Here is a 24,317-nt window from a genome sequence, read left to right on the forward strand (position 1 = left end):
CGCATTGCAACCGCGAGGCGGATGAAGGCCGACGGTTACACCGGCAAGGCCATCACCGAGTACCTCGGAGTGAGTCGGGCGACGCTGTACCGGTACTTAAACGACGCTCCAGACTGACTAGGCGACCGGGGGTGACGTCGTTCGCTGTGCGACAAGTTCACGCAGCCGTTCATCATCGATCGGTGCACCGCCACTGAGCGCGTCACCGACCCGGACGTCGCCGACGGTGTCCCAGACCGACAGCCTGGCCAGGTGTAGCGCATCGGAAGTCAGTGCGGCGAGGTCTTTCATCGCGTCGAAGAGGGCGCGTTGCTTCCAACGCGGAGCGCCAGCCCCCTCTATTAAGCCTGCCTCTCCAGGCTCCCCGAACATCGACTCACACGAAGGGCTCCTCCATGTCGGCATCGCCTGAAAACTGACGCCGTGTCAACGCCCGACTTTGACCCCCTTCGTCCGATTCTCGGCTTACGAGCCGAGAGGAGAAGGGAGTTGTTGTCAGTGGAGGACTGGGCTGTGATCCGCCGATTGCATCGGCGGAGGGGTTGCCGATCAAGATGATCGCCAGGACGTTGAACTCGAGGAACACGGTGGGATCGGCGTTGTCCTCGGATGGCCGCCGTAGTACGAGCGCAAACCGGCGGGGTCGGCGGTGGGCGCGTTCGAGGACGCGATCCGCGTCGAGCTGAAAAAGGCCCGACGATGCCGGCGACGGTGATCGCCGAGCGCGTCGGCTGGACGCGGGGAATGACGGTGTTCAGCGCGCGGGTCCGGGAGTTGCGTCCGGCGTATCTGCCGCCGGACCCGGCCGGACGCACCAGCTACGACGCCGGCGATATCGCCCAGTGCGACCTGTGGTTCCCACCTGTGACGATCCCCGTAAGGTACGGCCAGACTCGGATGCCGATACAGCTGCCGGTGCTGACGATGGTGCTGGGGTATTCACGGTGGCTCTCGGCGATTCTGCTGCCCTCGCGCCGGGCGGAGGACCTGTTCGCCGGCTGGTGGCAGCTGATCGCCGCATTGGGCGCGGTGCCCCGCACTCTGGTGTGGGACGGTGAGGGAGCGATCGGCCGAAACCGCGGTGGCTGAATCGAATTGACCGGCGACTGCCAGGCGTTCCGCGGTGTGCTGGGTACTAAGGTGGTGGTCCTCAAACCGGCCGAGCCCGAGCATAACGGCATCATCGAACGTGCCCACGAGTACTGCGAACGGTCGTTCCTGCCGGGCCGCGAGTTCAGCGGTCCCGGCGACTTCAACCACCAGCTCGGCAAGTGGCTGCAGATCGTCAACCCGCGCCGGCGTCGGGTGTTGGGTTGTTGCGCTCCGACCGACCTGATCGGCGCCGACCGGGGGGCGATGCTGACCTTGCCACCGGTGGCTCCGCAGGTGGGATGGCGTCACTCGGCGCGGTTGGCGCGTGTTCACTACGTCCGGTTGGATGCCAACGACTACTCGGTGCATCCCGGGGTGATCGGACGACGCATCGAGGTCACCGCCGATCTGGACCGAGTAAAAGTGTTCTGTGACGGCAAGACCGTCGCCAACCACGAGCGGGTTTGGGCCCGGCATCAGACGATCACCCACCCGGAGCATCGTGAGGCTGCGAACATGCTGCGCCGCAACAGGATCAGTGCATTACGCCCGATACCCGGCTCCGATGAGCACGTGCTGGTCGAGCAGCGTCGTCTCAGTGACTACGACGCCGCACTGGGCATCGACCTCGGCGAAGGCGGACTGGTGTCATGACCACCAGAACCACCTCCGCCAAGACCGCCGCGGCCGCGTCGACCCACCGGGATCTGACCGCGAAGGACGCATCCGCGCGGCACGATTTCCCTCGCGGAAGTCATAGAGGAGCTCGACTTCGACCACGCCCGCGGACTCAAACGCGACACCATCGCCCACCTCGGCACGCTGGACTTCGTCGCCGCCAAGGACAACGTCGTGTTCCTTGGACCGGGTGTTATCGAAGGTTCGAACGCAGAATGACCGTGTTATGCCTGTTCAGGACGTTGTTGCGATCGATACGACGTTAGGCGAGGGCTGGATGCCGCGGCGGGCCAGTTCGCGCCGTAGGTCGAGGTTCTCTCCGTGTGCTCGTTCGAGTGCGTCGCGGAGTGCTTTGAGTTGCTGGTGGTGCTGTTTCTTGAGTTCGGCGATCTGGCGGGTCAGCGTGATGACGAGCGTGCTGTCGGTGTCCACGGATTGGTCGGCGGGGGCCTTGGGGCGGGTGCCGCGCAGATGTTCGATTCGTTTGCGCAGTTCGGGATGGTTGTAGAGGAAGGCGTGAGAGACGGCCGCTTCGCGTTGCACGGCCTGGAAAGTGATCGGGTCGCCACGTTTGACCAGTCGGCGGATGGCCTGCTCAGCGTCTCGGGTCTTGTTCTGAGACTTGGCTTTCGCTGCTTGGGTGAGTGCGGTGATGCGGCGTTCTCGGGAGTCGGTCATGGGGTGCTCCTGCGGTGGGCGGTGAGATCGAGAGTCAGCGGGACTGGTCCAGCGCTGGCTCGATGACACTGGGTTGTCGCGCCGTGGGCTGCGGAGCCGGGCGCATCGTCGAGGGCGGCCAGGAGTCGGGTAAGCGCGTGGTGTTCAGCTCGGCGGCGGATCAGCCAGACGTTGTCCTCGGGCATGGGATGGCCGTGTCGCTGTTCGAATTCCGTTGTGGCCCGGTCGATCAGGTCGGTGGTCTCGCGGAGTTGACGTTGCAGTACGTCGTGGTGGGTGTGGTCGGTGACGAAAACTGAGCAGGTCAGGCAGGCGTTGCCTTTGTCGCAGGATTGCAGCGGTGGCAGCATGCACCACCCGTTGGGCAGGAACCGGTCTGCGCGGCGGAACAGGTGCAGACTGTCGTGGTCGTCGCTGGAGAGTTGGATGCGGGTGCCGTCGGATCGCAGCTTGGCCGTGGCCAGGAATGCCTGCTCGGCGTGTTCGTCGCGGGCGGCGATGTAGTGCATCGTCATGGTGGGGGTGGCGTGCCCTGCATAGCGCTGTAGGACGTGAATCGGCAGACCGAGTTCGGCCAGTCGGGTCAGCCGGGTGTGGCGGAAGCGGTGAGTGTGGCTTAACCGCACGGCGTGGCCCTTGGCGTCGGTGATCTGAACGAGGTCGCTGAGGCTGCGCAGCACCCAGTTGTAGGTACCTGCCGGATAGGGTTTGTCACCGCGGCGGTTGCCCAGACGCCGCGCGAACAGATACCGCCTGCTGCCTTCTGGATGCTGGATTTGGAGCCAACGGTGTTGTTCGGCAATGACTTCGGTGACCTCGCGGTCGACGAGGATGATGTCGGGTGCGACATCGATCTTGCTCTGCGCGTAGCGGAACCTGGTCAGCATTTGGCCATCGCCCTCGGCCGCTGCGGTAGTGGCGGGCGCAGCCGAAAGGCAGTCGAAGTCGCAGGTGCGGATCTCGCTGGCCCGCCGGCCGGTGAGGATCTGCAGCAGGATCATCCGCATCGCTTGCGGGTCGTCAAGTCCGTTGGCGGTGAGGGTGGTGCCGTCGCCGCGGGTGATGGTCATCTGCTCGGTGCGCGGCAACCCGATCAGCGGCAGCGCCGCAGTGATCTGCGCGAGTGCGTGATCATCGATGTAGTTCGCATCGTTGAAACCGCGTTGATGCGGTATCCGGGTGACCCGGCCGAACCAGCTGGAGGCGTGTGCTGCGCTCACTCGTTGCCAGGGCTCGGCACCGAGAACGCTGCGAGCCTCCCCGGGATTGGCGGCAATGAAGTCCAAGAGGCCGGCCACCGCTCGCAGGTCGTCGTTGATTCCCCGGATCGGCACTGTTCTTCCGAGGTGGCGTGTGTCGGATTGGCGGGTGACGCGGTTGGCTGCCACGGCGGTCCACCGCGCGAACGCCGCCGCCTGTTCGACCGCGCTCGTTGGGTCGCCCAGGATGCCAGTCGGGTCGTCGAAGCTGGCGGTCAGCCAGTTGTCGAACCGGCGGAAGCTGCGCATGCGTTCCTGGCTGACCGTGGTCCAGCGCAGCGCCCCGGATTCGAGCATCGTGCCCAGGTGCCACTTCACCGCGGCCCGCAACCACGGAAGCTGTATATCTCCGGGTGCGCAGCCGTAGTTGGCGACCGGTTCACGATCGGTCAGTGGTATCCGCGGATCGCAGCGCGGGTGCCAGAAGTCCAGGTGCCACCACGGGCCGTCGTGGCAGGCGGCGATCAGGGCGTGCCGGGCGAACCCGAACAGAGCGTGCACCCGGCCCCGACCTCGGGGTGAGGGCAGTCGCTTGCCCCTGCTGAGATAGAACCAGCTCTGCAACACCGCGGCGGCGTCGTAATCCATCGCCCGGATCGACGAGGGGAAATCACGGCCCTCGGTAACTGCCCGCCGAATCATGTTGGCCAACTGCGCCATCGCCAACACCGAGACACGGGTGCCATCACCGGCCTGCCAGTGCGCCATCCACGCCAGCTCCGCGGCGAACGGATCGGGTAATTCGCTCAGATCCAAATGCGGCCAATCATTCTCGGTAATCGACGCCCAGTTCTCGATACCGGGCCCGAGCACGGGGCCACGCCACTGTGCTGGCAGCTCGTCAAAGAGTCGCCAGATCGGATCGAGGTGTTCGGCACTACGCAGGCGCAGGTGGCCATGCTCGTCGATCATTCGGCCACCCGCCAGCTGCTGGCGTAGGAAGCCCAGTTGGCTGCCGCTCGCAGGGCTTCGTCGTCGCGGACCCAGCCGTAGAGGTCAAGGGTGGTCTGCACATGAGCGTGGCCAAGACGCCGGGAGACCACCCATTCCGGCGTCCCGGCGAGCAACAAGGCGGTGGCATGGGTGTGGCGGAACCAGTGCGGCGTCCACCCGAGTGGTCCGATGCCCCGCCGACGCAGCGTGGCCACTTTCTCCCGGACCGTCGTCTCCCGCAATGCGGCCAACAACGGTGGTCTGGCCACATTCACCAGCAGCGGCGATGTGTCCATCAGACCGATCCCGGATTCGGCTGCCCGGCAGGCGATGTCGGTGAGATAATCGGCGAACAGCCGCTCGAGGTCAGCCCCAACATAGACTCGTCGCGGTCGCATCATCTTCACCCGCGCCCCGTTGGGGTTATCCGAGCGAGGCACGATCTGCACATACGCGGTATCGCCGCGGCCGAGCACGAACTCGCCGATCCGCAGACCCAGCGCCTCCCCGAGACGCATCCCGGTCTCGGCCAGCAGGGCGAACACGAACCGGTCCCGCAGGTTTCCTTGCCACGAACCGGACTCGGTATCGAAGACCGCGCAGCCATCCAGGACCGCCTGGATCTGCTCGGGCAGCAGCAAGGGCGGTCTGTCGCGGCGTCGGTCGCGGCGCACCCGCACCAGCGAGGATGCCGCCGGGGCCGACCGCGCATCCAGATGCGCCAGCAAGCCCCGGGCCGGTCGCTGTCGCGGAGTTCCTCGAAGTAGCTGTCCTGCTACCGCCACACCGGATACTGCCTGATGCCAGCGGTAGAACGAAATCAATGCTGCAAGGCGAACTTCCAGTGTTGCAGCGGTCGGTGCCTGGTCCGACTCGGCCAGCCGATGCTCAACTGTGCGGCCATTGCGCTGCCAGGACAGAAACGCCGTGAATGCGGGGACACCGACATCGCGCCATCCATCGGATTGTCCGCGTTGTTCCAGGAAGCTCCACCACTGCGCCAACGACGTCGCATACCCGCGCACCGTGTTCGGCGACCACAGGTGCCGGTGGGCTTCTATCCACTCCTCGACGGGACCGACCGTTGCGAAGTCCTCCCCAAGCACGGTCCAGGTCCGCTTCCCTCCCGCAGGAGACACTGCCACCGGATACGCCATCGTTGCCGTTCCTTCACGTCGAAGAACACCCGCCGATAAACCGGCAACAACGATGACTTGCCCAGCATCAACCCCCTTGTTGCATACATAGATTCGAGCGTGTTGCTACCCGTTGATAACACCCGGCACTGGCAAAACGCACCTGGCCATCGGCATCGCGATCCGGGCGTGTCAGGCTGGGCACCGCACCCTGTTCGGCACCGCCTCGGAATGGGTGGCACGGCTGGCCGAAGCCCACTACGCGGGCCGACTTCAACCCGAACTCGTCCGGCTGGGCCGTTACCCGCTGCTGGTCGTCGAGGTGGTCGGCTACATCCCATTCGCACCCGAGGCCGCGAACCTGTTCTTTCAGCTGGTGTCGTCTCGCTACGAACGCGCCAGCTTGATCGTGACCTCCAACAAACCGTTCGGCCGCTGGGGCGAGGTGTTCGGTGACGACGTGGTAGCTGCGGCCATGATCGACCGCCTCGTCCACCACGCCGAAGTGATCGCCCTCAAGGGCGACTCCTACCGGATCAAAGACCGTGATCTCGGGAGAGTCCCGGGATCGACCACCGAAGAATGAACACCAGGGGGTCAATTTTCAACCGTTGAAAAGGGGTCAGTTTTCAACCGACGTTGACACAGGCAAATCGTTGCCCGGCTGTATTGAGTGAACCGGTAGGCTCCGTGGCTGTCGAAACCGGCATCTGCCAGTCGACGCTGCGCCGCTGGAAACGGTAGGCCCTCATCGACCCGGGGCCATCGAGGGCACGTCGAGCGTGGAGTCCGGCGAACACGCCGCCGCGCAAGCGCGCCCCAGAACCGAGGCCGAGCTGACCAGCGACCGGGGAGCGCGCCGAGTTCTCCTGAAGCATTCGGCACGACCTGTTCTGGTGGTCTTTGCCAACGCCGTGCCCGGCGTACTGACGGAAGGGGCGCGGACCGATGTATCCATCTCCAGATCCCGCCGGCGCCCGCTCAGCAAGGAGTGCTCCTATACCCACTAGGCATAAGAGTGCTAGTTAACTAGTAGTAGACGTAAGTGAACAGCGCCCATACCGTGATCGGCGTCACTTGCCGCATGAACCAGACCCGGGAGTCACCATGCGCGTCACGCCCGCACGTCTGGGGTTCCTTGCGTCCGCAACGCAGCGGTGCTGGGCAGCAACGACGAATCACGTTTGCTGGATCGAGGTCGACCGACCTCGACTCCGACGGCGGGGGCACTACCCGGAAGTGCCGACGTCCATCGCCTTCCGGATAGAAGGATCGAGTCGGTGACATCGAATCGCATTGATTGGTCAGAGACGCCCACCATGGAGCCGTTCCGTCGGATCGGTGGATTCGTCGGGATGGCGTTGGACACGTTCGTCGCGATCTTCAAGCCGCCCTTCGCCTGGCGGGAATTCCTGGACCAGACATGGTTCGTCGCGCGGGTATCGCTCTTGCCGACGCTGTTGTTGTCCATCCCGTTCGTCGTGCTCACGGTCTTTACGTTCAATGTGCTGCTGGTGGAGTTCGGCGCTGCCGATAACTCCGGCAGCGGAGCGGCGCTGGGGGCGGTCAACCAGATCGGCCCGTTCGTCACCGTGCTGGTGGTGGCCGGATCGGGGGCCGCAGCGATGTGCGCCGACCTGGGCGCCCGCACCATCCGCGAGGAGCTCGATGCGATGCGGGTGATGGGCATCGATCCGATCCGAGCCCTGGTTGTGCCGCGGGTGCTGGCGGCGACGGTGGTCGCGCTGTCGCTGTCGTCGTTGGTGACGCTCACCGGCCTGACCGGGGGGTTCTTCTTCGCCGTGTTCTTCCAGCACGTCACGCCGGGGGCATTCATCGCGAGCCTGACTCTGATCACCGGCCTGAGTGACGTGCTGATCTCGATGGTGAAAGCGACCGCCTTCGGTCTTGCGGCCGGCCTGATCGCCTGTCACCGCGGGACCACCGTTAGCGGTGGACCTGCGGGTGTCGGCAACGCTGTCAACGAGACCGTCGTTTTCTCGTTCGTCGTGCTGTTCGTCATCAACCTGATCATCACCGCTGTCGGATTCGAGGTGACGAAGTGACCGCGTGAACCATTGCGCAGCAACGCTTCCCCATGGCAACCCGGTCATTGAGGGCGGTCCGATCGAGTTGGCGCCAATTCGGTGAACAGACCAGGTTCTACGGCGAAATGCTGGGATCGATCGTCATGGCGATGGCCAAGTATCGCTCCGAACTGTTGCGTCAGGTCGCCGCGATGAGCCTGGGGACCGGATCGCTGATGGTGATCGGCGGCACCGTGGCCATCGTCGGCTTCATGACCATGTCGACCAGCGGCACCCTGGCGAGTCAGGGTTTCAATCAGCTGTCGCAGTTCAAGACCGAAGCGCTGGCGGGCTTCGTCTCGGCGTTCGTCAACACCAGGCTGGTGACGCCTGCCACCGCCGCGATTGCGTTCTCGGCAACGATCGGCGCGGGGGCGACCGCGCAACTGGGCGCTATGCGCATCAATGAGGAGATCGACGCGCTCGAGGTGATGGGCATCCGGGCCATCGCCTACCTAGCCTCCACCCGATTGCTCGCCGCGATCATCGTGGTAGTCCCTCTCTACAGCGTCGCGCTCTGGCTCGGTTACACCTCGGGTCAATTCGTGACCACCGTGCTCTACGGTCAGTCCAGCGGCGTGTATGCGCACTACTTCAACACGTTCTTCACCCCGGCCGATCTGATCCGGTCGTTCGTCGTGACCATCGCCGAGGTCGCTGCGATCATCATGGTGCATACCTACTACGGATTCACCGCGGCGGGCGGACCCGCGGGTGTCGGCGAGGCCGTCGGGCGCGCCACCCGCACTTCGCTGATCGTCGCCGCCTTCGTCATCACGCTCGTGACCCTGGCCCTCTACGGCCAGACCGGCAAGTTCAGCTACGCGGGGTAAGGAGATGCCCACCCGACGCCAGAGCGGCCGGCCCCGGATCGCCGCCGGCTGGCTGGCAACAGTGATGGTCGCCCTCATCGCCGGTGCGATCGCGCTCACCGTGGGCGCGTTCAACGAATCCTTCACTCCCACCGTGCCGGTGACCCTTTCGTCCGATCGGACGGGCCTGATCATGGAGCCCAATGCGAAGGTCAGGATGCGCGGTGTCGACGTCGGCAGGGTCGCCTCGATCGAGGGTAACGGCCAGGGGCCGGCGAGCCTGCGGTTGGCCATCGATTCCGACCAGATCGGCAACATCCCCGCCAACGTGCAGGCGCGTATCGCTGCCACCTCGTTGTTCGGCGCAAAGTTCGTCGACCTGATCTATCCCGCCGATCCCAGCCCGCAGATTCTCGCCGCAAACTCCATCATCGAGTCGGAAAATGTTGCCACCGAGGTCAATACGGTGTTCGAGAATGTCGTCCAGCTGCTGGACACCATCGATCCAGCCAAGCTGAACGCCGTACTCGCGGCGCTGGCAGAGGGTTTGCGCGGACAGGGAGAACGGATCGGCCGATCCATCACCGACACCAACACGGTGCTGCTGGCCCTCAACGCGCGCACAGATACGATGAAGCAGAACTGGCAGGCGCTGGAGGATTTCGGCGAGGTCTACGGTGCCGCCGCACCGCGCATCATCGACACCCTCAACGCCGCCAGCACGACGAGTGTCACGCTCACCGAGCAGGCCCAGCAGCTGGACGCCCTGCTGCTCGGCGTGGTCGGTGTATCCCGTAGTGGCATCGACGTTCTCGGACCGAGCAAGGATGCCCTGGTAGAGGCCGTCAATCTGGCGAAACCCACGACCGATCTATTCATGAAGTACAACCCATCGCTGACCTGCCTGCTCGTCGGTGCTCACGAGATATTGCCCGATTACGAAGCTGCCTACGGTGGCGCCAACGGCAAATCTCTCATTATGGACGCATCCCTGATGCTTGGTGACGATCCCTATCGCTATCCGCAGAACCTGCCCATCAACGCTGCCAAGGGTGGTCCCGGCGGCAAGCCGGGTTGCGGTTCGCTGCCCGACGTCGCGAACAACTGGCCGGTGCGTTACCTGGTGGCCAACACCGGCTTCGGTGCCGGGCTAGATGTGCGACCCAATCCGGGCATTGGCTTCCCGGGGTGGGCCAACTACTTCCCGGTCACCCGCGCTGTCCCGGAACCGCCCAGCATCCGTTATCCGGGTGGGCCTGCACCAGGACCGATTCCCTATCCGGGAGCGCCGCCGTACGGCGCTCCAATGTACGGGCCCGGCGGTGTGCCGCTGTATCCGGGGATCCCGCCGGCGTCCAACGCGCCACCCGCCGCCGGACCGCCGCTGCCCGCCCCGGCGCCCCCATCGTCATGACCACCGGCCGTTTCCTCAGAAGGAGGTAAAGCGTTGCGCCGCAGTATGTCCGGAGTTATCTGGCGTCTGGCCATCTTCTTCGTGGTGTGCGTGATGGGTGCCTTCGCCCTGATCGCGATCTTCGCCCAACTGCGATTCCAGAAAGAGACCGTCTACAGCGCCGTGTTCAGTACGGTCAGCGGTCTGGCCGATGGGAACTTCGTCCGCATCGCGGGCGTGGAAGTGGGCAAGGTCAAGGACATCACGGTGACCGACGACGGTAGTGCCGTGGTCCGGTTCAGCACCGACGACTCCGTGGTGCTCACCGAGGGCACCCGCGCCGTGATCCGGTACGAGGACATCATCGGGAGTCGGTATCTGTCGCTGCAGGAAGGTGCGGGCGGCACCAGGCGACTGCCACCCGGTGGCACCATTCCGCAGGACCACACGGCGCCGGCGCTCGACCTGGACGCGTTGCTCGGTGGTTTCCGGCCGCTGTTCCGGGCGCTGGACCCCGATCAGGTCAACGCGCTCAGCGGGCAGCTGATCGCCGCATTTCAGGGGCAGGGCCCGACGATCGGATCCATCCTCGCCCAGACGGCTGCACTGACCAACACACTGGCCGACCGGGACGAACTTATCGGACAGGTGGTGGTCAATCTCGACACGGTCCTGGGGTCGATTGGTGACCGCAGCGCGGAGTTCGGACAGGCGGTCGACTCGCTCGGTCAGCTGGTCGACGGACTGGAGGCTCGTGGCCAGGACATCAGCAACGGGGTGGCGCATGCCGACGAGGCAGCCAGGTCCATCGCGGACCTGCTCGGCGAGGCCCGTCCGCCGCTGCAGAAGACCCTGCACGAGACGGACCGGACGGCCGGCGTGGTGCTGGCCGACCATGAGTACTTCGACAACCTGCTGGCCACGCTGCCGGAAGCCTATCGGGTCTTGGGCCGGCAGGGCCTCTACGGTGACTTCTTCAGCTTCTACCTGTGCGACATCGTCCTGAAACTCAACGGCAAGGGCGGCCAACCGGTGTACGTGAAGATCGCCGGCCAGGACTCGGGCAGGTGCACACCGCGATGAAACCTTTCGTCGAACGCAATCACGTCGTCCTGGGCATTGCCGGGGTGACGGTAGCCGCCGTGGCCAGCCTGGGTGCACTGAACTACAACAGGTTGCCCTTCGTCTCGTCGGGCGCAACCTATTCCGCCTACTTCGAGGAAGCGGGCGGTTTGACCGCCGGCACCGAAGTGCGGGTCTCGGGATACCGTGCGGGTCAGGTACAGAGCATCACCCTGGATCGCAATGGTGTCCTGGTGGAGTTCACGGTCGCCGACGACATCCGTCTCGGTGAACGGACCGAGGCCAGCATCAAGACCATCAACCTGCTGGGCAACAAGGTGCTGGACCTGATGACCCGCGGCGATGGCCGGTTGGAGCACACCATCCCGCTGGACCGGACGACATCGCCGTACCAACTGCCGGATGCGCTAGGTGATCTCACCGCGACCATCAGCGGGCTGAACACCGACCAACTCTCCGGCGCGCTGCAGACGCTGTCTGAGACGTTGCAGGACACCCCGCCGCAGTTGAGGGTGGCTGTGGACGGAGTTGCCCGTTTCTCCCGCACGCTCGGTGAGCGGGATTCGCACCTGCGCAACCTGCTGTCCAATGCGAGTAAAGCGACCACCGTGCTGGCCGAACGCACGGATCGAGTCGTGCAGTTGATCCACGACTCCAACGGGTTGCTCGTCGCCCTGCGCGCACAGAGTGCCGCCTTGGACGGCATCATGGTGGACATCTCCGCGCTGGCCGACCAGATCCGCGGCTTCATCTCGGAGAACCGGGATACCCTGCGACCCACCCTGGACAAACTCAACGGTGTCCTCACCATCCTGAACAACCGCAAGTCCGAGATCCAACAATCCATCAAGGGATTGAATTCTTACGCAACGACTTTCGGTGAGACGCTGACCTCCGGCCCGTTCTTCAAAGCCTACGTGGCCAACTTGATGCCCGGTCAGTGGATCCAGCCTTTCGTCGACGCAGCCTTCTCCGACCTCGGCCTCGATCCGAACGTGCTGACGCCGTCGGAGCGCACTGATCCGCAGACCGGTCAGCAGGGCACGCCCGCCATGCCCGTTCCGTTCCCGCGCACCGGACAGGGCGGCGAGCCCCGGCTGACTCTGCCCGATGCCATCACGGGCAAGCCGGGAGATCCGCGGTACCCCTACCGCGAGCCGCTGCCCGCTCCGCCACCAGGAGGTCCGCCGCCTGGAGCGCCGGCTCCGCCGACACCGGATCCCTTCGCCTCACCGGTGCCGACCCCAGCCCGGTGTACCAGCCGGCGCCGAACGAGGCACCACCGATGGGCCGAACCGGTGAAGCGCTCCGGGTTCGTTCGGCTCCTGCTAGCGGCCGTCCTGGTGAGCACCCTCACTGCCGGCGCGTTCGTGGTCAACAATGCGGTCGGACAGCGCAATCGCATCCATGTCGAGGCTTACTTCACCAACACCAACGGCCTCTTCGTGGGTGACGACGTTCGGATCAGGGGCGTGAACGTCGGTCGCATAGAGTCGATCGAGGCCCAGCCGGCCAGCGTGAAGGTTATGTTCTGGGTGGAGGAGCAGTACGAAGTGCCGGCCGAGGTTAAAGCGGTGATCCTCTCACCGACGCTGGTCACCGCCCGAGCCATCCAGTTGACCCCGCCCTACCAGGGCGGTCCGCTGCTGGGCGACAACGCCGTTATCCCGGTGGAGCGAACCGCGGTCCCAGTCGAGTGGGACGACTTCCGGGAGCAGCTCGAGAAACTCACTGATCTGCTCGCTCCCACCGAGGCCGGAGGTGTCAGCACCCTGGGCAGTCTGGTCAACTCTGCCGCCGACAACCTACGTGGCCAGGGCGCGAACATCCGACAGACGATTCTCGAACTGTCGCAGGCGCTCTCGGCGCTGGGTGACCATAGCGGTGACACGTTCACCACCGTGAAAAACCTCGCCGCCCTGGTCTCGGCGCTGGAGGGCAGCACGACGCTGATGCGCGACCTGAACCAAAACTTCGCGTCGGTGACGAATCTGTTTACCAACGACTCGGGCGAGGTAGCCGAGGCCATCGCCGACCTGAGCGACGTCGCGAGTGAGGTCAAGTCCTTCGTCGCCGACAACCGGGAGGCGTTGGGTACCACCACCGATACGTTGACATCGGTATCCCAGGCGCTGGCCGACAGCCTTGGCGACATCAAACAGACACTGCATGTATTGCCGACAGTGGCGGCCAACGCGGCCAACATCTACCAGCCTGCCCAAGGGACGCTGAGTTCTGCTCTGGCGGTCAACAACTTCCGCGACCCCATCACCTTCCTGTGCGGTGCTATCCAAGCCGCGTCGCAGTTGGGTGCCGAACAGTCATCGAAGCTGTGTGTGCAGTATCTGGCGCCGATCGTCAAGAACCGCCAGTACAACTTCCCCCCAATCGGAATGAACCCCTTCGTGGGAGCCAGCGCAAGACCGAACGAGATCACCTACAGCGAGGACTGGATGCGGCCCGACCATGTCCCACCTGCGCCAGCAGCACCCGCTGTACCGCCTCCACCGGGTGCCGATCTGCTGCCTGCCGAGGCGCCACCAGTGGCGTTGCCCACAAATCCCACCGCCGGTCTGGCCGGGATCATGGTGCCGCCGGGGGGAGATCGGTGATGCGCACTGGTCGTCGTGTGGCCACGTTGGCGATCGCCGTCGTGACAATGGCTGGGCTCCCCGGATGCGGGTGGCGGGGACTGAACTCCTTCCAGTTACCGGGCACCGAGGGCAGCGGTGCGGGGGCGTTCACCGTGCAAGCCCAGATGGCCGATGTCTTCAACATTCAACAGAACTCACGCGTGCGTGTGAACGACGCCAACGTCGGTACCGTCACCAAGATCGAACGCCAGGGGTGGCATGCGTTGCTCGACCTCAAGCTCAACGGCGATGTGGTGCTACCGGCCAACAGTACGGTGAAGGTGGGTCAGACGAGTTTGTTCGGCTCGTTGCACATCGAGTTGGCGCCGCCGACCGATGAGCCACCCCAGGGTGAACTGCAGCAAGGTTCCCTGATCCGGCTGGAATCCAGCAGCGCCTACCCGTCCACCGAAGAGACTCTCTCGGCGCTGTCGCTGTTGCTCAACGGTGGCGGGGTGGGTCAGATCCAGGACATCACCCAAGCGCTCACCACCGCCTTCGGGGGCGGGAGGACGACCTGCGGAGCATGTTGGTGCAACTGGACACATTTATCGGCCGGGTGAACGAGCAGTCGGCGGACATCATCGCGGCCACGGACAGCCTCAACAGGCTGGTCGGACAGTTCGCCGCCGAGAAACCAGTGGTGGACCGGGCGCTCGATACCATCCCTCGGGCACTGGAAGTCCTGAACGAGCAGCGCGACAACCTTGTGGAGGCGGTCGACCAATTGGGCAAGTTCAGCGCCCTGGCCGCCGATTCGGTTCACCAGACCAAGGATGCCATCGTGGCGGAACTGAAGAATCTCGGCCCTGTCCTGGAGTCGCTGGCCAACTCCGGCCCCGCGCTCACCCGTTCGCTGGGCCTGTTCCTCACCTATCCGTTCCCCAAGGACACGCTGACGAAGTGGTTCCGTGGCGACTACGCAAATACCTCGCTGATCGTCGACCTGACTCTGAGCCGATTGGATGCCGGGTTGCTCACCGGCACCCGATTCGAGGGCGACCTAACCGAACTGGAGATGCAATGGGGTCGCACCGTCGGCACGCTCCCGAGTCCGTATACCGCAGATAATCCGCTACTGGCACCCTATCGCTGGGACCAAGGTCACTAGACATGCATCTGAGCAGACGAGTGTGGATACAGCTGTTGATCTTCGCGGTGATCTCGGTCCTCGCGGTGGGCGCGATCGGGCTCAGCTACCTGAAGGTGCCCGCGCTGCTGTTCGGGGCGGGGGAGTACCGCGTGATCGTCGCTCTTCCCGCGTCCGGCGGGTTGTACAGGAACGGCAACGTCACCTACCGGGGTACCGGAGTGGGACAGGTGAAGGACGTGCGCTTGACCCCCGCGGGTGTCGAGGCGGTGTTGTCCTTGACCTCGGATGTCGAGATTCCGTCGGATGTCGACGCTGCGGTGCACAGCCAGACCGGTCTCGGTGAGGTTTTCCTCGAACTCACACCGCGCAGTGACCGAGGTCCCGTGCTGGTCGACGGTGACGTGATCCCGATGGACCGGACCAGGCTGCCGGCCGATATCAACTCCTTGTTGACCGCCACGAACGAAGGCCTGCAGGCGATTCCCAACGAGAACCTACGAACGGCCATCGACGAGTCCTACCTGGCCGTCGGGGGGCTCGGTCCGGAACTCGCGCGAATAGTCAAGGGCACCACAGCATTAGCGTCCGATGCTCGGGCCAACCTGGAGTCCCTGACCACGCTGATCGACCGGTCCGGGCCCATTCTGGATTCACAGATCGACACCGCCGATTCCATCCAGCGGTGGGCGACCAACGTGGCCGACGTCACCGAACAGCTGCAATCGCGTGACGCCGAGTTTCGAGAGGTACTGCACACTGGTCCGCCAGCGCTGGGTGAAGTGCAGCAGCTCATGGATCGATTTCGGCCGACGCTGCCCATCCTGCTCAACAACCTGGTCAGCCTGGCCGACGTCGCGGTCGTCTATCAACCGAACATCGAACAGTTGCTGGTGCTGGCGCCCCGCTGGTGGAGGCCATTGGCGGCTCGATGCTGGCCAATCGCCACACCAAGCAGGACTACAAGGGCGTGTACATCTCGTTCAACCTCAACCTGAATCTGCCGCCGCCGTGCACCACCGGCTTCCTGCCCACCAGCCAGATCCGTCCACCCAGCGAAGAGGATTATCCCCAGCGGCCCCCGGGTCACCTCTACTGCCGGGTGCCCCAGGATTCGGCCCTCAATGTCCGTGGAGTGCGAAACCTGCCATGCGCCAACAGGCCCGGTAAGCGCGCACCCACGGTGGCGATGTGCGAGAGCGACGAGAACTATCTGCCGCTCAACGACGGATACAACTGGAAGGAGATCCCAACGCCACGCTGTCGGGTCAGGCGGTGCCGCAGGTGCCTGCCGAGTCGGTTGTTGATGGGCCTGCTGTGTCGCCACCGCTGACCGTGACGCGGTACGACCCGAGTACGGGTGCCTATGTCGGCCCGGATGGGAAAACGTACGTCCAGCGGAACCTCGCGCGCGGTGCGGCCCGGGCACGTGGCAGGACATGTTGATCCCGCCGGGGGATGAGCAATTGACCGACCGGTGGAGCCTGCTGATCGCACACCATCGCTCGGGTGCGCGCTCGGCCACCGCGATGCGCCAATGCCAGGTCACGGTTCTCCCGGGAGTCGGGACGTGGTGCACGAAAACGTCATTGGAACACGTTGGGAGGAGACAGCGAATGCACTGACCCCGATTGACCGATATCCGAACGACCGCAACTGATCGCACCGACCGAGGAGTACCGATGACAGACAATCAGGACATCCGAATGCTGATCGACGGGGAACTGGTTCCCGCCGTCGACGGCGATTGGCTCGAGTCCGTCAATCCCGCGAACGAGCGGGTGATCGCCCGGGTGCCCGCCGGTGGCGAGAAGGACATCGAACGTGCGGTCGCCGCGGCCGAGGCCGCATTCGTACCGTGGTCTCGAACCCCGGTATCCGAGCGCGCCGCCATGTTGCGTACCTTTGCTTCCCGTCTGCGCGCCGAGGGGGATCGGCTGGCCGCACTCGAGACCGCGGACACCGGGAACACGATCGGCATCTCACACTTCGACGTCGCATACGGCGCCGACGTCATCGACTATTTCGCCGGACTGGCGCACGAGAGCAAGGGGGAGACCTCCCAGCCCGCTGAACCGGGTTCGCTTAACGTCTCGGTGCGCATCCCCTACGGTGTGGTCGGAAAGATCTTCCCGTTCAACCATCCCCTGATGTTCACCGCCGCCAAGATGGCCGCGCCGCTGGTGACCGGAAACACCGTGGTGATCAAACCTTGCGAGCAATCTCCGTTGAGCACGGTGGCCATGGGCGAGATCATGCGGGGGGTCTTCCCCCCCGGTGTTATCAACGTCGTCACCGGCGCCGGCGGCCACGCCGGTGAAGCCTTGGTGCGCCACCCGAACGTGCGTCGGCTGGCATTCGTCGGTTCGGTGCCGACAGGTCTTGCGATCCAGCGCGCCGCCGCCGAGGTGTGCGTCAAGAGCGTGAGTCTCGAGCTCGGCGGCAAGAACCCGATGATCGTGTTCGCCGACGCCGATTTCGACGCCGCGATGGCGGGTGCGATGAGGGGATGAACTTCGGCTGGCAGGGACAGTCGTGTGGATCCACCAGTCGGCTGTTCCTGCACGACGACATCTACGATGCCGGGGTCGAGTGGCTCCGCGAAGCGGTCGGCGCTCTGCGTGTCGGTGACCCGATGGATCCCGGATCCCAGATGGGTCCGATCAACTCCAGAGAGCAGTTGGAGAAGGACGAGGCGTACATCGCGTCCGCACACGCCGACGGCGCGCGGCTGATCACCGGCGGTGGTCGCCCGTCGGGTGCGGACTACGAGAAGGGATACTGGCTGCAGCCAACCGTTTTCGCCGATGTCACCCCGGGCATGAAGATCTTCAACGAGGAGATATTCGGGCCGGTGCTGTCGGTGATCCGGTGGAGCGACGTCGAGGGGTTGCGTCCAGCAGAGTGGTGTATGAGTGGGACCTGATCAGCGGTACCGGCGTGTCGTAGCCGACTGATTGAAGGTCATCGCGTGATTCTTCGAGGGACCGTCCAAAGTCACTCGAGCAAAGGAATCGACGCGATGACCACTGCCCACAATATCGACCTGCCCGCTGTGCTGGCCGAACGACTCACCACCGCCCATCCCGATGTGCTGCGCGAGCTGCTGGCCACGTTCATCCACACCCTGATGGGCGCGGAAGCCGACGCCCTGTGCGGCGCTGGCTATGGCGAACGCAGTACCGAGCGCACCAACTCCCGCAACGGGTATCGGCACCGCCGATTCGACACCCGTGCCGGCAGTCTGGATCTTGCGATCCCGAAGCTGCGCCAGGGATCGTATTTCCCGGACTGGCTGCTGGAACGCCGCAAACGTGCCGAGCGGGCCCTGACCACCGTGGTGGCCACCTGCTATCTGCTCGGGTCTCGACGCGGCGGATGGACCGCCTGGTCGAGACGCTGGGGATCACCAGCTTGTCGAAGTCGCAGGTCTCGGTGATGGCCAAGGAACTCGACACCGCCGTCGAGGCGTTCCGGACTCGGCCCCTGGATGCCGGGCCGTACACGTTCGTCGCCGCCGACGCCCTGGTTCTCAAGGTCCGCGAGGGCGGGCGGGTGGTCAACGTGCACGCCCTGATCGCCGTCGGGGTCAACCATGAGGGCTATCGGGAGATCCTGGGCATCGACGTCACCACCGCCGAGGACGGAGCCGGCTGGCTGACGTTCTGGCGGTCACTGACCGCCCGCGGCCTGTCGGGGGTCAAACTGGTCACCAGCGACGCGCACGCCGGGCTGGTGGCCGCGATCGGCGCCACCCTGCCCGGCGCCACGTGGCAGCGCTGCCGAACGCACTACACGACCAACCTCATGGCCATCACCCCGAAAGCGTCGTGGCCGTGGGTACGCACCCTGCTGCACTCGGTGTTCGACCAACCCGACACTGAATCCGTTGCCGCGCAATATGACCGGATCATCGACGCACTCGCCGACAAACTCCCGAAGGTCGCTGATCACTTGGAGGCCGCTCGGCCGGATCTGCTGGCGTTCACCGCGTTCCCCAAACAGATCTGGCGCCAGATCTGGTCGAACAACCCCCAGGAACGGCTCAACAAGGAGATCCGACGCCGCACCGACGTCGTGGGCATCTTCCCCGACCGCGACGCCCTGATCCGCCTGGTCGGCGCCGTGCTGGCCGAACAACACGACGAATGGGCCGAATCCCGCCGCTACCTCGGCCTAGACGTGCTGAGCAAATCACGCACCGTCAACGACGCCCCGACCGAACAGGAGGACACCCCGCGGCACTGACCGCCTGAACCATCACCCACGAAGAATCACACGACGACGTCGTACACCACGTCCCTGGACTTGACCCGTCGAGGATGTCATCGGTGGGCGAACCAGGTCGAGTACGGTCTCACCGCCTCTGTCTGGTCACGGGATCTCGCCAGTGCACTCGACACCGCGAGCCGGATGGACGTCGGCTACTGCTGGATCAACGACACCAGCCGCCACCATCTCGGTGTGCACTATGGCGGTGTCAAGAACAGCGGGTAGGTCGCGAGGAGGGGCTCGAGGAGTTGCTGAGCTATACCCAGATCAAGAGTTTGAACATCGTCAGCAACCCGACCGCATAGACTCCGGTCGCGGGCGGCCGTGGCTCTCCACCGGCCGCCCGCGAACCGGATCAGGGCACCAAGCTGTCGCTACTGGAGGACTCGCGTTCGGCGATGAAATCCAGTGCGATGTCGACGATCATGTCTTCCTGACCACCGACCAGACGGCGCCGGCCGACCTCGAGCAGTAGGTCGCGGGCGTCGACACCGTAGCGGCCGGCTGCAGTCTCAGCATGCCGGAGAAACGACGAGTATACCCCCGCATACCCCAGGGTGAGCGTCTCCCTGTCGACCTGGACCGGCCGGTCGCGCAACGGTCGCACCAGGTCGTCCGCAGCGTCCTGCAGTGCCAGCAAGTCACAGTGGTGATCCCAGCCGAGCAGATCCGCGACGGCGACGAAGGCCTCGATGGGCGTATTGCCGGCACCTGCCCCCTGACCGGCCAGTGATGCGTCGACCCTGGTGACGCCGGCCTCGACCGCGACCACACTGTTGGCCACCGACAGGGACAGGTTCTCGTGGGCGTGCACACCGATCTGGGTCGAGTCGTCGAGCACATCACGATATGCCCGGACCCGGTCGCGGATGCCGTCCATGGTGAGTCGGCCGCCGGAATCGGTCACGTAGACGCAGTGTGCTCCATAGCTCTCCATCAGCTTGGCCTGATGGGCGAGTTCCTGGGCGGGGCCATATGACTTAGCATCAAGAACCCCGAGACGTCCATGCCGAGTTCACGCGCCTTGGCGATGTGTTGCGCGGAGATGTCCGCCTCTGTGCAGTGGGTGGCGACGCGCACCGATCGCACGCCCAATGCGTGCGCCTGCTCGAGTTCGGCGACGGTACCGATCCCCGGGAGCAGCAACGTCGTCAGCGTGGCCCGACGGACGTTGCGGCGGCAGCTTCGATCCACTGCCAGTCGGTGTGACTACCCGGCCCGTAGGTGAGGGATCCGCCCGCCAATCCGTCGCCATGGGCGACCTCGATGGCGTCCACCCCCGCGGCGTCCAGCGCCGCGGCGATGCGGCCGACATCCTCGGCGCTGATCCGGTGGCGGATCGCATGCATGCCGTCGCGGAGCGTGACGTCCTGGATGTACAACCGGTAGGTCATCTGAGCGCCTCCTGACCGGCGAGGTGGACTGTCGGGCGAGCGCTTCCGAGACGCGCACGGCCGCGGAGGTCATGATGTCGAGATTGCCGGCATAAGCGGGCAGATAGTGTGCCGCTCCCTCGACCTCGAGGAAGACCGAGACCCGCGTCGTCACAGGCGGTGATCCCTCGGCACCAGGGTGTGTACCGGCTCGTCGGCATCGACCGGAGAAACTGCACATCCTGTTTGAGACGGTAACCGGAACGTAACGGCAGACCCGTTCGACCATCTCGGTGATCGACGTCCGGATAGCGTCATGATCGGCGTCGCCGACGAGGCACAGCACGGTGTCACGCATGATGAGTGGAGGTTCGGCGGGTTGAGGATGATGATGGCCTTGCCCTTGGCCGCCCGGCCCACGGATTCGATGGCGTGCGACGTGGTTTCGGTGAACTCATCGATGTTGGCGCGGGTGCCCGGACCCGCCGACCGGGAGGCGATGGACGCCACGATCTCCGCATAGTGCACCGGCGTTACCGCCGACACTGCCGCCACGATCGGGATGGTGGCCTGACCACCACAGGTCACCATGTTGACGTTGGGCATATCGCGGGCGGCTTCCAGGTTCACGGCGGGACAACCAGGGTCCGAGCGCGGCGGGAGTCAGGTCCACCAGCTTCTTGCCCAGCGGGGTGAGCACTGCGGCATTCGCGATGTGCGCCTTGGCCGATGTCGCATCCAGAACGATGTCGATCTCGTCGAAGTGTGGCATGGCGATCAGCCCGGCGACACCTCCGTGGGTGACTGGAATCCGAGTCGGTGCGCGCGGCCAGCCCGTCGGAATCGGATCGATACCGACCATGGCGCCAACCTCAAGGATGTCCGAGTTCCGAATGATCTTGAACATCAGGTCGGTGCCGATATTGCCCGATCCGATGATGGCAACCTTCGACGTGGTCATCGATCCCCTCCGAAGAAATGTGGCTGAGACCGTCCCGAGCGGTTCGATCTCAGCGTGGATCCGGCGCCGGGCGTCACTGGCACCATCGGTCCCAGCGCTCCGGACAGCACGACCTGTCCGGAGCGCAGCGGGTTGCCGTATGCCGATGCGGTCCGCGCCAACCACACGAGGGCATTGAGGGGTCGCCGAGCAGGCCTGCCCCTCGCGTGGAGACCAGTTCATCGTCGGCGTACAAGCGCATGACGGTTGTGCGCGGCTCGAACTCGGCAAGAGTCAGTCGTCGCGGGCCGAGAACGAACAGACCGCTCGAGGCGTTGTCCGCCACGGTGTCCGCGATGGTCAGATCCCAGTTCTCGATCCGGCTGTCCACAATCTCGAGGGCCGCGACGGCGTAATCGACCGCTGCATGGATCGTCTCCTCGCTCAGGTCCTCGCAGGTGAGGTCGCGGTTCAGGGTGAATGCGACCTCCGCCTCAGCCCTTGGCTGCAGGAGCCGACGCATCGGTACCAAATCTTCGGCCGATACGTCCATGCTCGCGAATAGCACGCCGAAGTCCGGCTGATCCACCCCGAGCTGCTGCTGTACCGAGGGTGCGGTCAGTCCGATTTTGCGGCCGACGATGACTTCTCCGCCGGCCACCCGCCTGTCGATCAGCTCCTGTTGCACCGCATATGCGGCGTCGATGGAAGTGCCGCCGATCAGGTTCCGCACCGGACTGGCAGCACGGCGTGTTGCAGCCGCGGTCTCGATGCGATCGGCGGCTGCGCGGATCAGTTGATGTCGTGGGTGATCTCGTTGATGGCCGTCGCCTCTCGTAACGTTCGGACAGTCCGCTATCGCCGCCGCGGCGGACGGGCCGGCGGCGATGGTCCGATAATCACGAGGCTGACTGCTGCGCCAGTTGGTCGTTGACCTGTTCAGGTCGTTGCCAGTAGGCGAATGCCAGGCCGGTGACCGCATGGTGAAGTGGGATGTAGTCGACGACCTCGGCCGGCAGTGTGTCGAATGCTCCTGCGGCGGTGATCCATGCCCGGATCTCGCCGGTGCCACGTGATAGGTGCCGGAGTCAACGGTGAACAGGTTCTCGAGCTCACGGCCTTGGCCCTCGCGCAGCTTGTTCAGCACCCAGTTGTCCAGATCGCAGTCGATCCAGCCGGCACGCGACCTGCTGGATCGTGGACAAGCCGCAGAGGCCAACACTGCGACCCGTTCGGGTCGCGAATCGGCGATCTCGCGTATTGCACTCCCAGCTCGTAGCAGCGTGCGGCCGTGGGCAGCGGATGAAGTAGCAGTTGAGGAAGACCGAACAATGGGATGCCCATATCGGCTATACCCAGAAAGCGCCCGGCGAGTGAAAGCGTGTCCGATGCCGTGCGCTTGCTCAGCGGCTCAATTCGGTCATGACCGCCACGTCGAAGCCGACTCGACAAGACCTGTTGCCAGGCAGTGGCGAACTCGCGCCGCATTCATATCTATACGTTCGTCGATGCCCGGTTGGTCGCGAAGCGCGCAGTGTGTGCCACTGACTTCGTGCCGCAGTAGACCGCCAACGTCGGGTTGAACGCCGAACCAAAAACCTCGGCCTGATCGTCACCGATGATGATGACACGTCGGGATCGGCTCCTGGATCACCGAACGCAACCGCGCGAGGTTCGCGTCGATCCGCCGTTTGGCAGCAGCGTTTGTCGCAGCGTTCTCCTGTGCGGCCGAAAGTGGTTGCGCTACATCACCTCGCATCAATTCGTAGGCTCGGGGCCAATCATCGACTGGCAGCAGGATGGCTGGCGCATGGGAAGTTGCGACGCCTAGCGTAAGCATTTTCAGCCCTAATCGGATAGTGTGAGGTGGATTTTCTGGTCGACGATCTGGATCGGATACGTCTTGATCGGGAATATTGCGGGCAGCGAACAGGCCCGCCCGGTGGTGAGATCGAACTTCGCAAAGTGCATCGGGCACTCGACCTGACAGTTCTCGACGAACCCCTCGGCCAACGAAGCGTCTGCGTGGCTGCAGGTATCACTCACGGCGAAGTACTGGCCCTCCGAACTAATCACGGCGATCGGTTCAGGCAGTTCCGGACGCTCGATGCGCAGCCCCTCGCCTGACACATCGGTGGTATCGCAAAGATAGATCTCAGACGGGCCGAGGGTCAGCACGGTCGACTTCCCTTCGTGCTGCCTCGGCGGGTGGCCGGCCTGGTCATCTGTCAGCATGGATTCTCACTCATCGTTCGGAGTTGGATCGTGTGGGTCGGACTCATGGCGCTGCCAGGAACTCCGTTGCCACCCGGTTGAATTCCTCCGCCTTCTCGACCTGAGCCCAGTGGCCGCACCGTCGGAACACCAACAAGCGGGATTCCGGGATCTCGCGGAGTAGGAGCAAGCCAATTTCGAGCGGATTGACCCGGTCCTCTCGGCCCCAGATGATCAATGTCCTGGCCTGGATCTGCGTTAGCTCGGGGGTCTGGTCACGCCATGGTGCTGCAGATGTCCCGGTCGGCGTCTCTCGCAAGGGTGACCGCTGGGACGCTTCGAGCCGTCGCTCGAAGGCTTCGGGAGTCATCACCGACGGGTCGAAGAGCATCACGTCGACCACGCGTCGCACAGTTTCCCGCGTCGGGTTCTCGGCGGCGGCCCGGATTGCTCGATGACCTTCGGTGGGCTGCAGAGCGGTGATGGTCGAGAGTGTGCCCCCGGCACCCATGAGGACCAGACGTTCAACCCGGTCCGGGAAGTCGACGGCGACAGCCATGGCGACCGAACCACCCATCGAGTTGCCGACGATGCTGGCGCGGTCGATACCGAGCACATCCATCAGGTCGCGCACCACCTGTGCC

General features: G+C 64.7%; 16 protein-coding genes and 10 pseudogenes. 16 read left to right on the forward strand and 10 right to left on the reverse strand.

What is annotated here, in order from left to right; translation table 11 throughout:
- Positions 1 to 21 precede the first annotated feature (21 nt).
- A complete protein-coding gene (locus tag EXE63_RS32780) occupies positions 22 to 117 on the forward strand; it encodes a helix-turn-helix domain-containing protein (RefSeq protein WP_234904161.1) in 96 nt (31 codons plus the stop codon).
- On the opposite strand, the gene EXE63_RS33585 is transcribed toward EXE63_RS32780, so the two are convergent.
- Positions 118 to 405 carry a DUF7255 family protein gene (locus tag EXE63_RS33585; protein ID WP_436277497.1) on the reverse strand — a complete coding sequence of 96 codons (288 nt, stop codon included), beginning with the start codon at positions 403 to 405 and terminating at the stop codon, positions 118 to 120.
- A gap of 84 nt (positions 406 to 489) precedes the next feature.
- Here EXE63_RS33585 and istA point away from each other — a divergent pair.
- Both istA and EXE63_RS02970 read left to right on the forward strand, forming a co-directional pair.
- Positions 490 to 1,746 (forward strand): annotated as a pseudogene (gene istA / locus EXE63_RS02965) (IS21 family transposase).
- Between the two features lie 61 nt (positions 1,747 to 1,807).
- Positions 1,808 to 1,959 (forward strand): annotated as a pseudogene (locus EXE63_RS02970) (ATP-binding protein); the annotation flags it as partial.
- A gap of 45 nt (positions 1,960 to 2,004) precedes the next feature.
- Here EXE63_RS02970 and EXE63_RS02975 read toward each other — a convergent pair.
- From EXE63_RS02975 to EXE63_RS02985, 3 genes are read right to left on the reverse strand one after another with little or no spacing between them, the layout of a single operon-like run.
- Complete coding sequence (locus EXE63_RS02975; RefSeq protein WP_168140339.1) at positions 2,005 to 2,448, reverse strand: DUF6262 family protein; 444 nt, start codon at positions 2,446 to 2,448, stop codon at positions 2,005 to 2,007.
- A complete protein-coding gene (locus tag EXE63_RS02980) occupies positions 2,445 to 4,619 on the reverse strand; it encodes a tyrosine-type recombinase/integrase (RefSeq protein ID WP_168140340.1) in 2,175 nt (724 codons plus the stop codon). The genes EXE63_RS02975 and EXE63_RS02980 overlap by 4 nt, the downstream gene beginning before the upstream one ends.
- The gene (locus EXE63_RS02985; RefSeq protein WP_013470154.1) at positions 4,616 to 5,797 is read right to left on the reverse strand and encodes a tyrosine-type recombinase/integrase; all 1,182 of its coding nucleotides are present in this window, start codon (positions 5,795 to 5,797) and stop codon (positions 4,616 to 4,618) included. The genes EXE63_RS02980 and EXE63_RS02985 overlap by 4 nt, the downstream gene beginning before the upstream one ends.
- Positions 5,798 to 5,918: 121 nt before the next feature.
- Here EXE63_RS02985 and EXE63_RS02990 point away from each other — a divergent pair.
- From EXE63_RS02990 to EXE63_RS03050, 13 genes and pseudogenes are all read left to right on the forward strand, one after another.
- Positions 5,919 to 6,362 (forward strand): annotated as a pseudogene (locus tag EXE63_RS02990) (ATP-binding protein); the annotation flags it as partial.
- A gap of 733 nt (positions 6,363 to 7,095) precedes the next feature.
- Positions 7,096 to 7,842 (forward strand): MlaE family ABC transporter permease, encoded by a 747-nt coding sequence (locus EXE63_RS02995; protein WP_168140735.1) that lies wholly within the window; start codon positions 7,096 to 7,098, stop codon positions 7,840 to 7,842.
- Between the two features lie 32 nt (positions 7,843 to 7,874).
- Positions 7,875 to 8,696 carry an ABC transporter permease gene (locus tag EXE63_RS03000; RefSeq protein WP_168140713.1) on the forward strand — a complete coding sequence of 274 codons (822 nt, stop codon included), beginning with the start codon at positions 7,875 to 7,877 and terminating at the stop codon, positions 8,694 to 8,696.
- Between the two features lie 4 nt (positions 8,697 to 8,700).
- A complete protein-coding gene (locus EXE63_RS03005; protein ID WP_168140714.1) occupies positions 8,701 to 10,089 on the forward strand; it encodes an MCE family protein in 1,389 nt (462 codons plus the stop codon).
- Positions 10,090 to 10,134: 45 nt separating this feature from the next.
- Positions 10,135 to 11,151 (forward strand): MCE family protein, encoded by a 1,017-nt coding sequence (locus tag EXE63_RS03010; RefSeq protein ID WP_436277500.1) that lies wholly within the window; start codon positions 10,135 to 10,137, stop codon positions 11,149 to 11,151.
- Positions 11,148 to 12,436: pseudogene (locus tag EXE63_RS03015) on the forward strand (MCE family protein); the annotation flags it as partial. The gene EXE63_RS03010 and the pseudogene EXE63_RS03015, both read left to right, overlap by 4 nt.
- Positions 12,437 to 12,449: 13 nt before the next feature.
- A complete protein-coding gene (locus EXE63_RS03020) occupies positions 12,450 to 13,763 on the forward strand; it encodes an MCE family protein (RefSeq protein WP_168140716.1) in 1,314 nt (437 codons plus the stop codon).
- Positions 13,763 to 14,895: pseudogene (locus tag EXE63_RS03025) on the forward strand (MCE family protein). The gene EXE63_RS03020 and the pseudogene EXE63_RS03025 overlap by 1 nt, the downstream one beginning before the upstream one ends.
- A 2-nt stretch (positions 14,896 to 14,897) precedes the next feature.
- Positions 14,898 to 16,334: pseudogene (locus EXE63_RS03030) on the forward strand (MCE family protein); the annotation flags it as partial.
- 222 nt (positions 16,335 to 16,556) lie between these two features.
- The gene (locus EXE63_RS33225) at positions 16,557 to 17,387 is read left to right on the forward strand and encodes an aldehyde dehydrogenase family protein (RefSeq protein ID WP_168140717.1); all 831 of its coding nucleotides are present in this window, start codon (positions 16,557 to 16,559) and stop codon (positions 17,385 to 17,387) included.
- Positions 17,384 to 17,800, forward strand: a complete 417-nt coding sequence (locus EXE63_RS33230) for an aldehyde dehydrogenase family protein (protein ID WP_168140718.1) — start codon at positions 17,384 to 17,386, stop codon at positions 17,798 to 17,800. Before EXE63_RS33225 ends, EXE63_RS33230 begins: the two co-directional genes overlap by 4 nt.
- 96 nt (positions 17,801 to 17,896) lie before the next feature.
- Positions 17,897 to 19,122, forward strand: a pseudogene (locus EXE63_RS03045) (IS256 family transposase).
- Between the two features lie 60 nt (positions 19,123 to 19,182).
- A complete protein-coding gene (locus tag EXE63_RS03050; protein WP_234904162.1) occupies positions 19,183 to 19,371 on the forward strand; it encodes an aldehyde dehydrogenase family protein in 189 nt (62 codons plus the stop codon).
- A 130-nt stretch (positions 19,372 to 19,501) separates the two neighbouring features.
- Here the strand turns inward: EXE63_RS03050 and dmpG are convergent.
- The 6 genes and pseudogenes from dmpG to EXE63_RS03075 form a co-directional block, all read right to left on the reverse strand.
- Positions 19,502 to 20,540: pseudogene (dmpG, locus tag EXE63_RS03055) on the reverse strand (4-hydroxy-2-oxovalerate aldolase).
- Between the two features lie 157 nt (positions 20,541 to 20,697).
- Positions 20,698 to 21,074: pseudogene (locus tag EXE63_RS33235) on the reverse strand (hypothetical protein); the annotation flags it as partial.
- Entirely contained in the window at positions 20,974 to 21,480 is a 507-nt protein-coding gene (locus EXE63_RS33395; RefSeq protein ID WP_366515280.1) for a hypothetical protein, read from the reverse strand. The gene EXE63_RS33395 and the pseudogene EXE63_RS33235, both read right to left, overlap by 101 nt.
- 9 nt (positions 21,481 to 21,489) lie before the next feature.
- A pseudogene (locus tag EXE63_RS03065) lies at positions 21,490 to 22,255 on the reverse strand (2-keto-4-pentenoate hydratase); the annotation flags it as partial.
- A gap of 1,052 nt (positions 22,256 to 23,307) precedes the next feature.
- Positions 23,308 to 23,694, reverse strand: a complete 387-nt coding sequence (locus EXE63_RS03070) for a bifunctional 3-phenylpropionate/cinnamic acid dioxygenase ferredoxin subunit (RefSeq protein WP_168140719.1) — start codon at positions 23,692 to 23,694, stop codon at positions 23,308 to 23,310.
- A gap of 43 nt (positions 23,695 to 23,737) precedes the next feature.
- Positions 23,738 to 24,317: alpha/beta fold hydrolase (locus EXE63_RS03075; protein WP_168140720.1), on the reverse strand; the 580-nt coding region annotated here is incomplete at its 5' end.

The sequence above is a fragment of the Mycolicibacterium frederiksbergense genome (assembly GCF_012223425.1).
Classification (GTDB): Bacteria; Actinomycetota; Actinomycetes; order Mycobacteriales; family Mycobacteriaceae; genus Mycobacterium; species Mycobacterium frederiksbergense.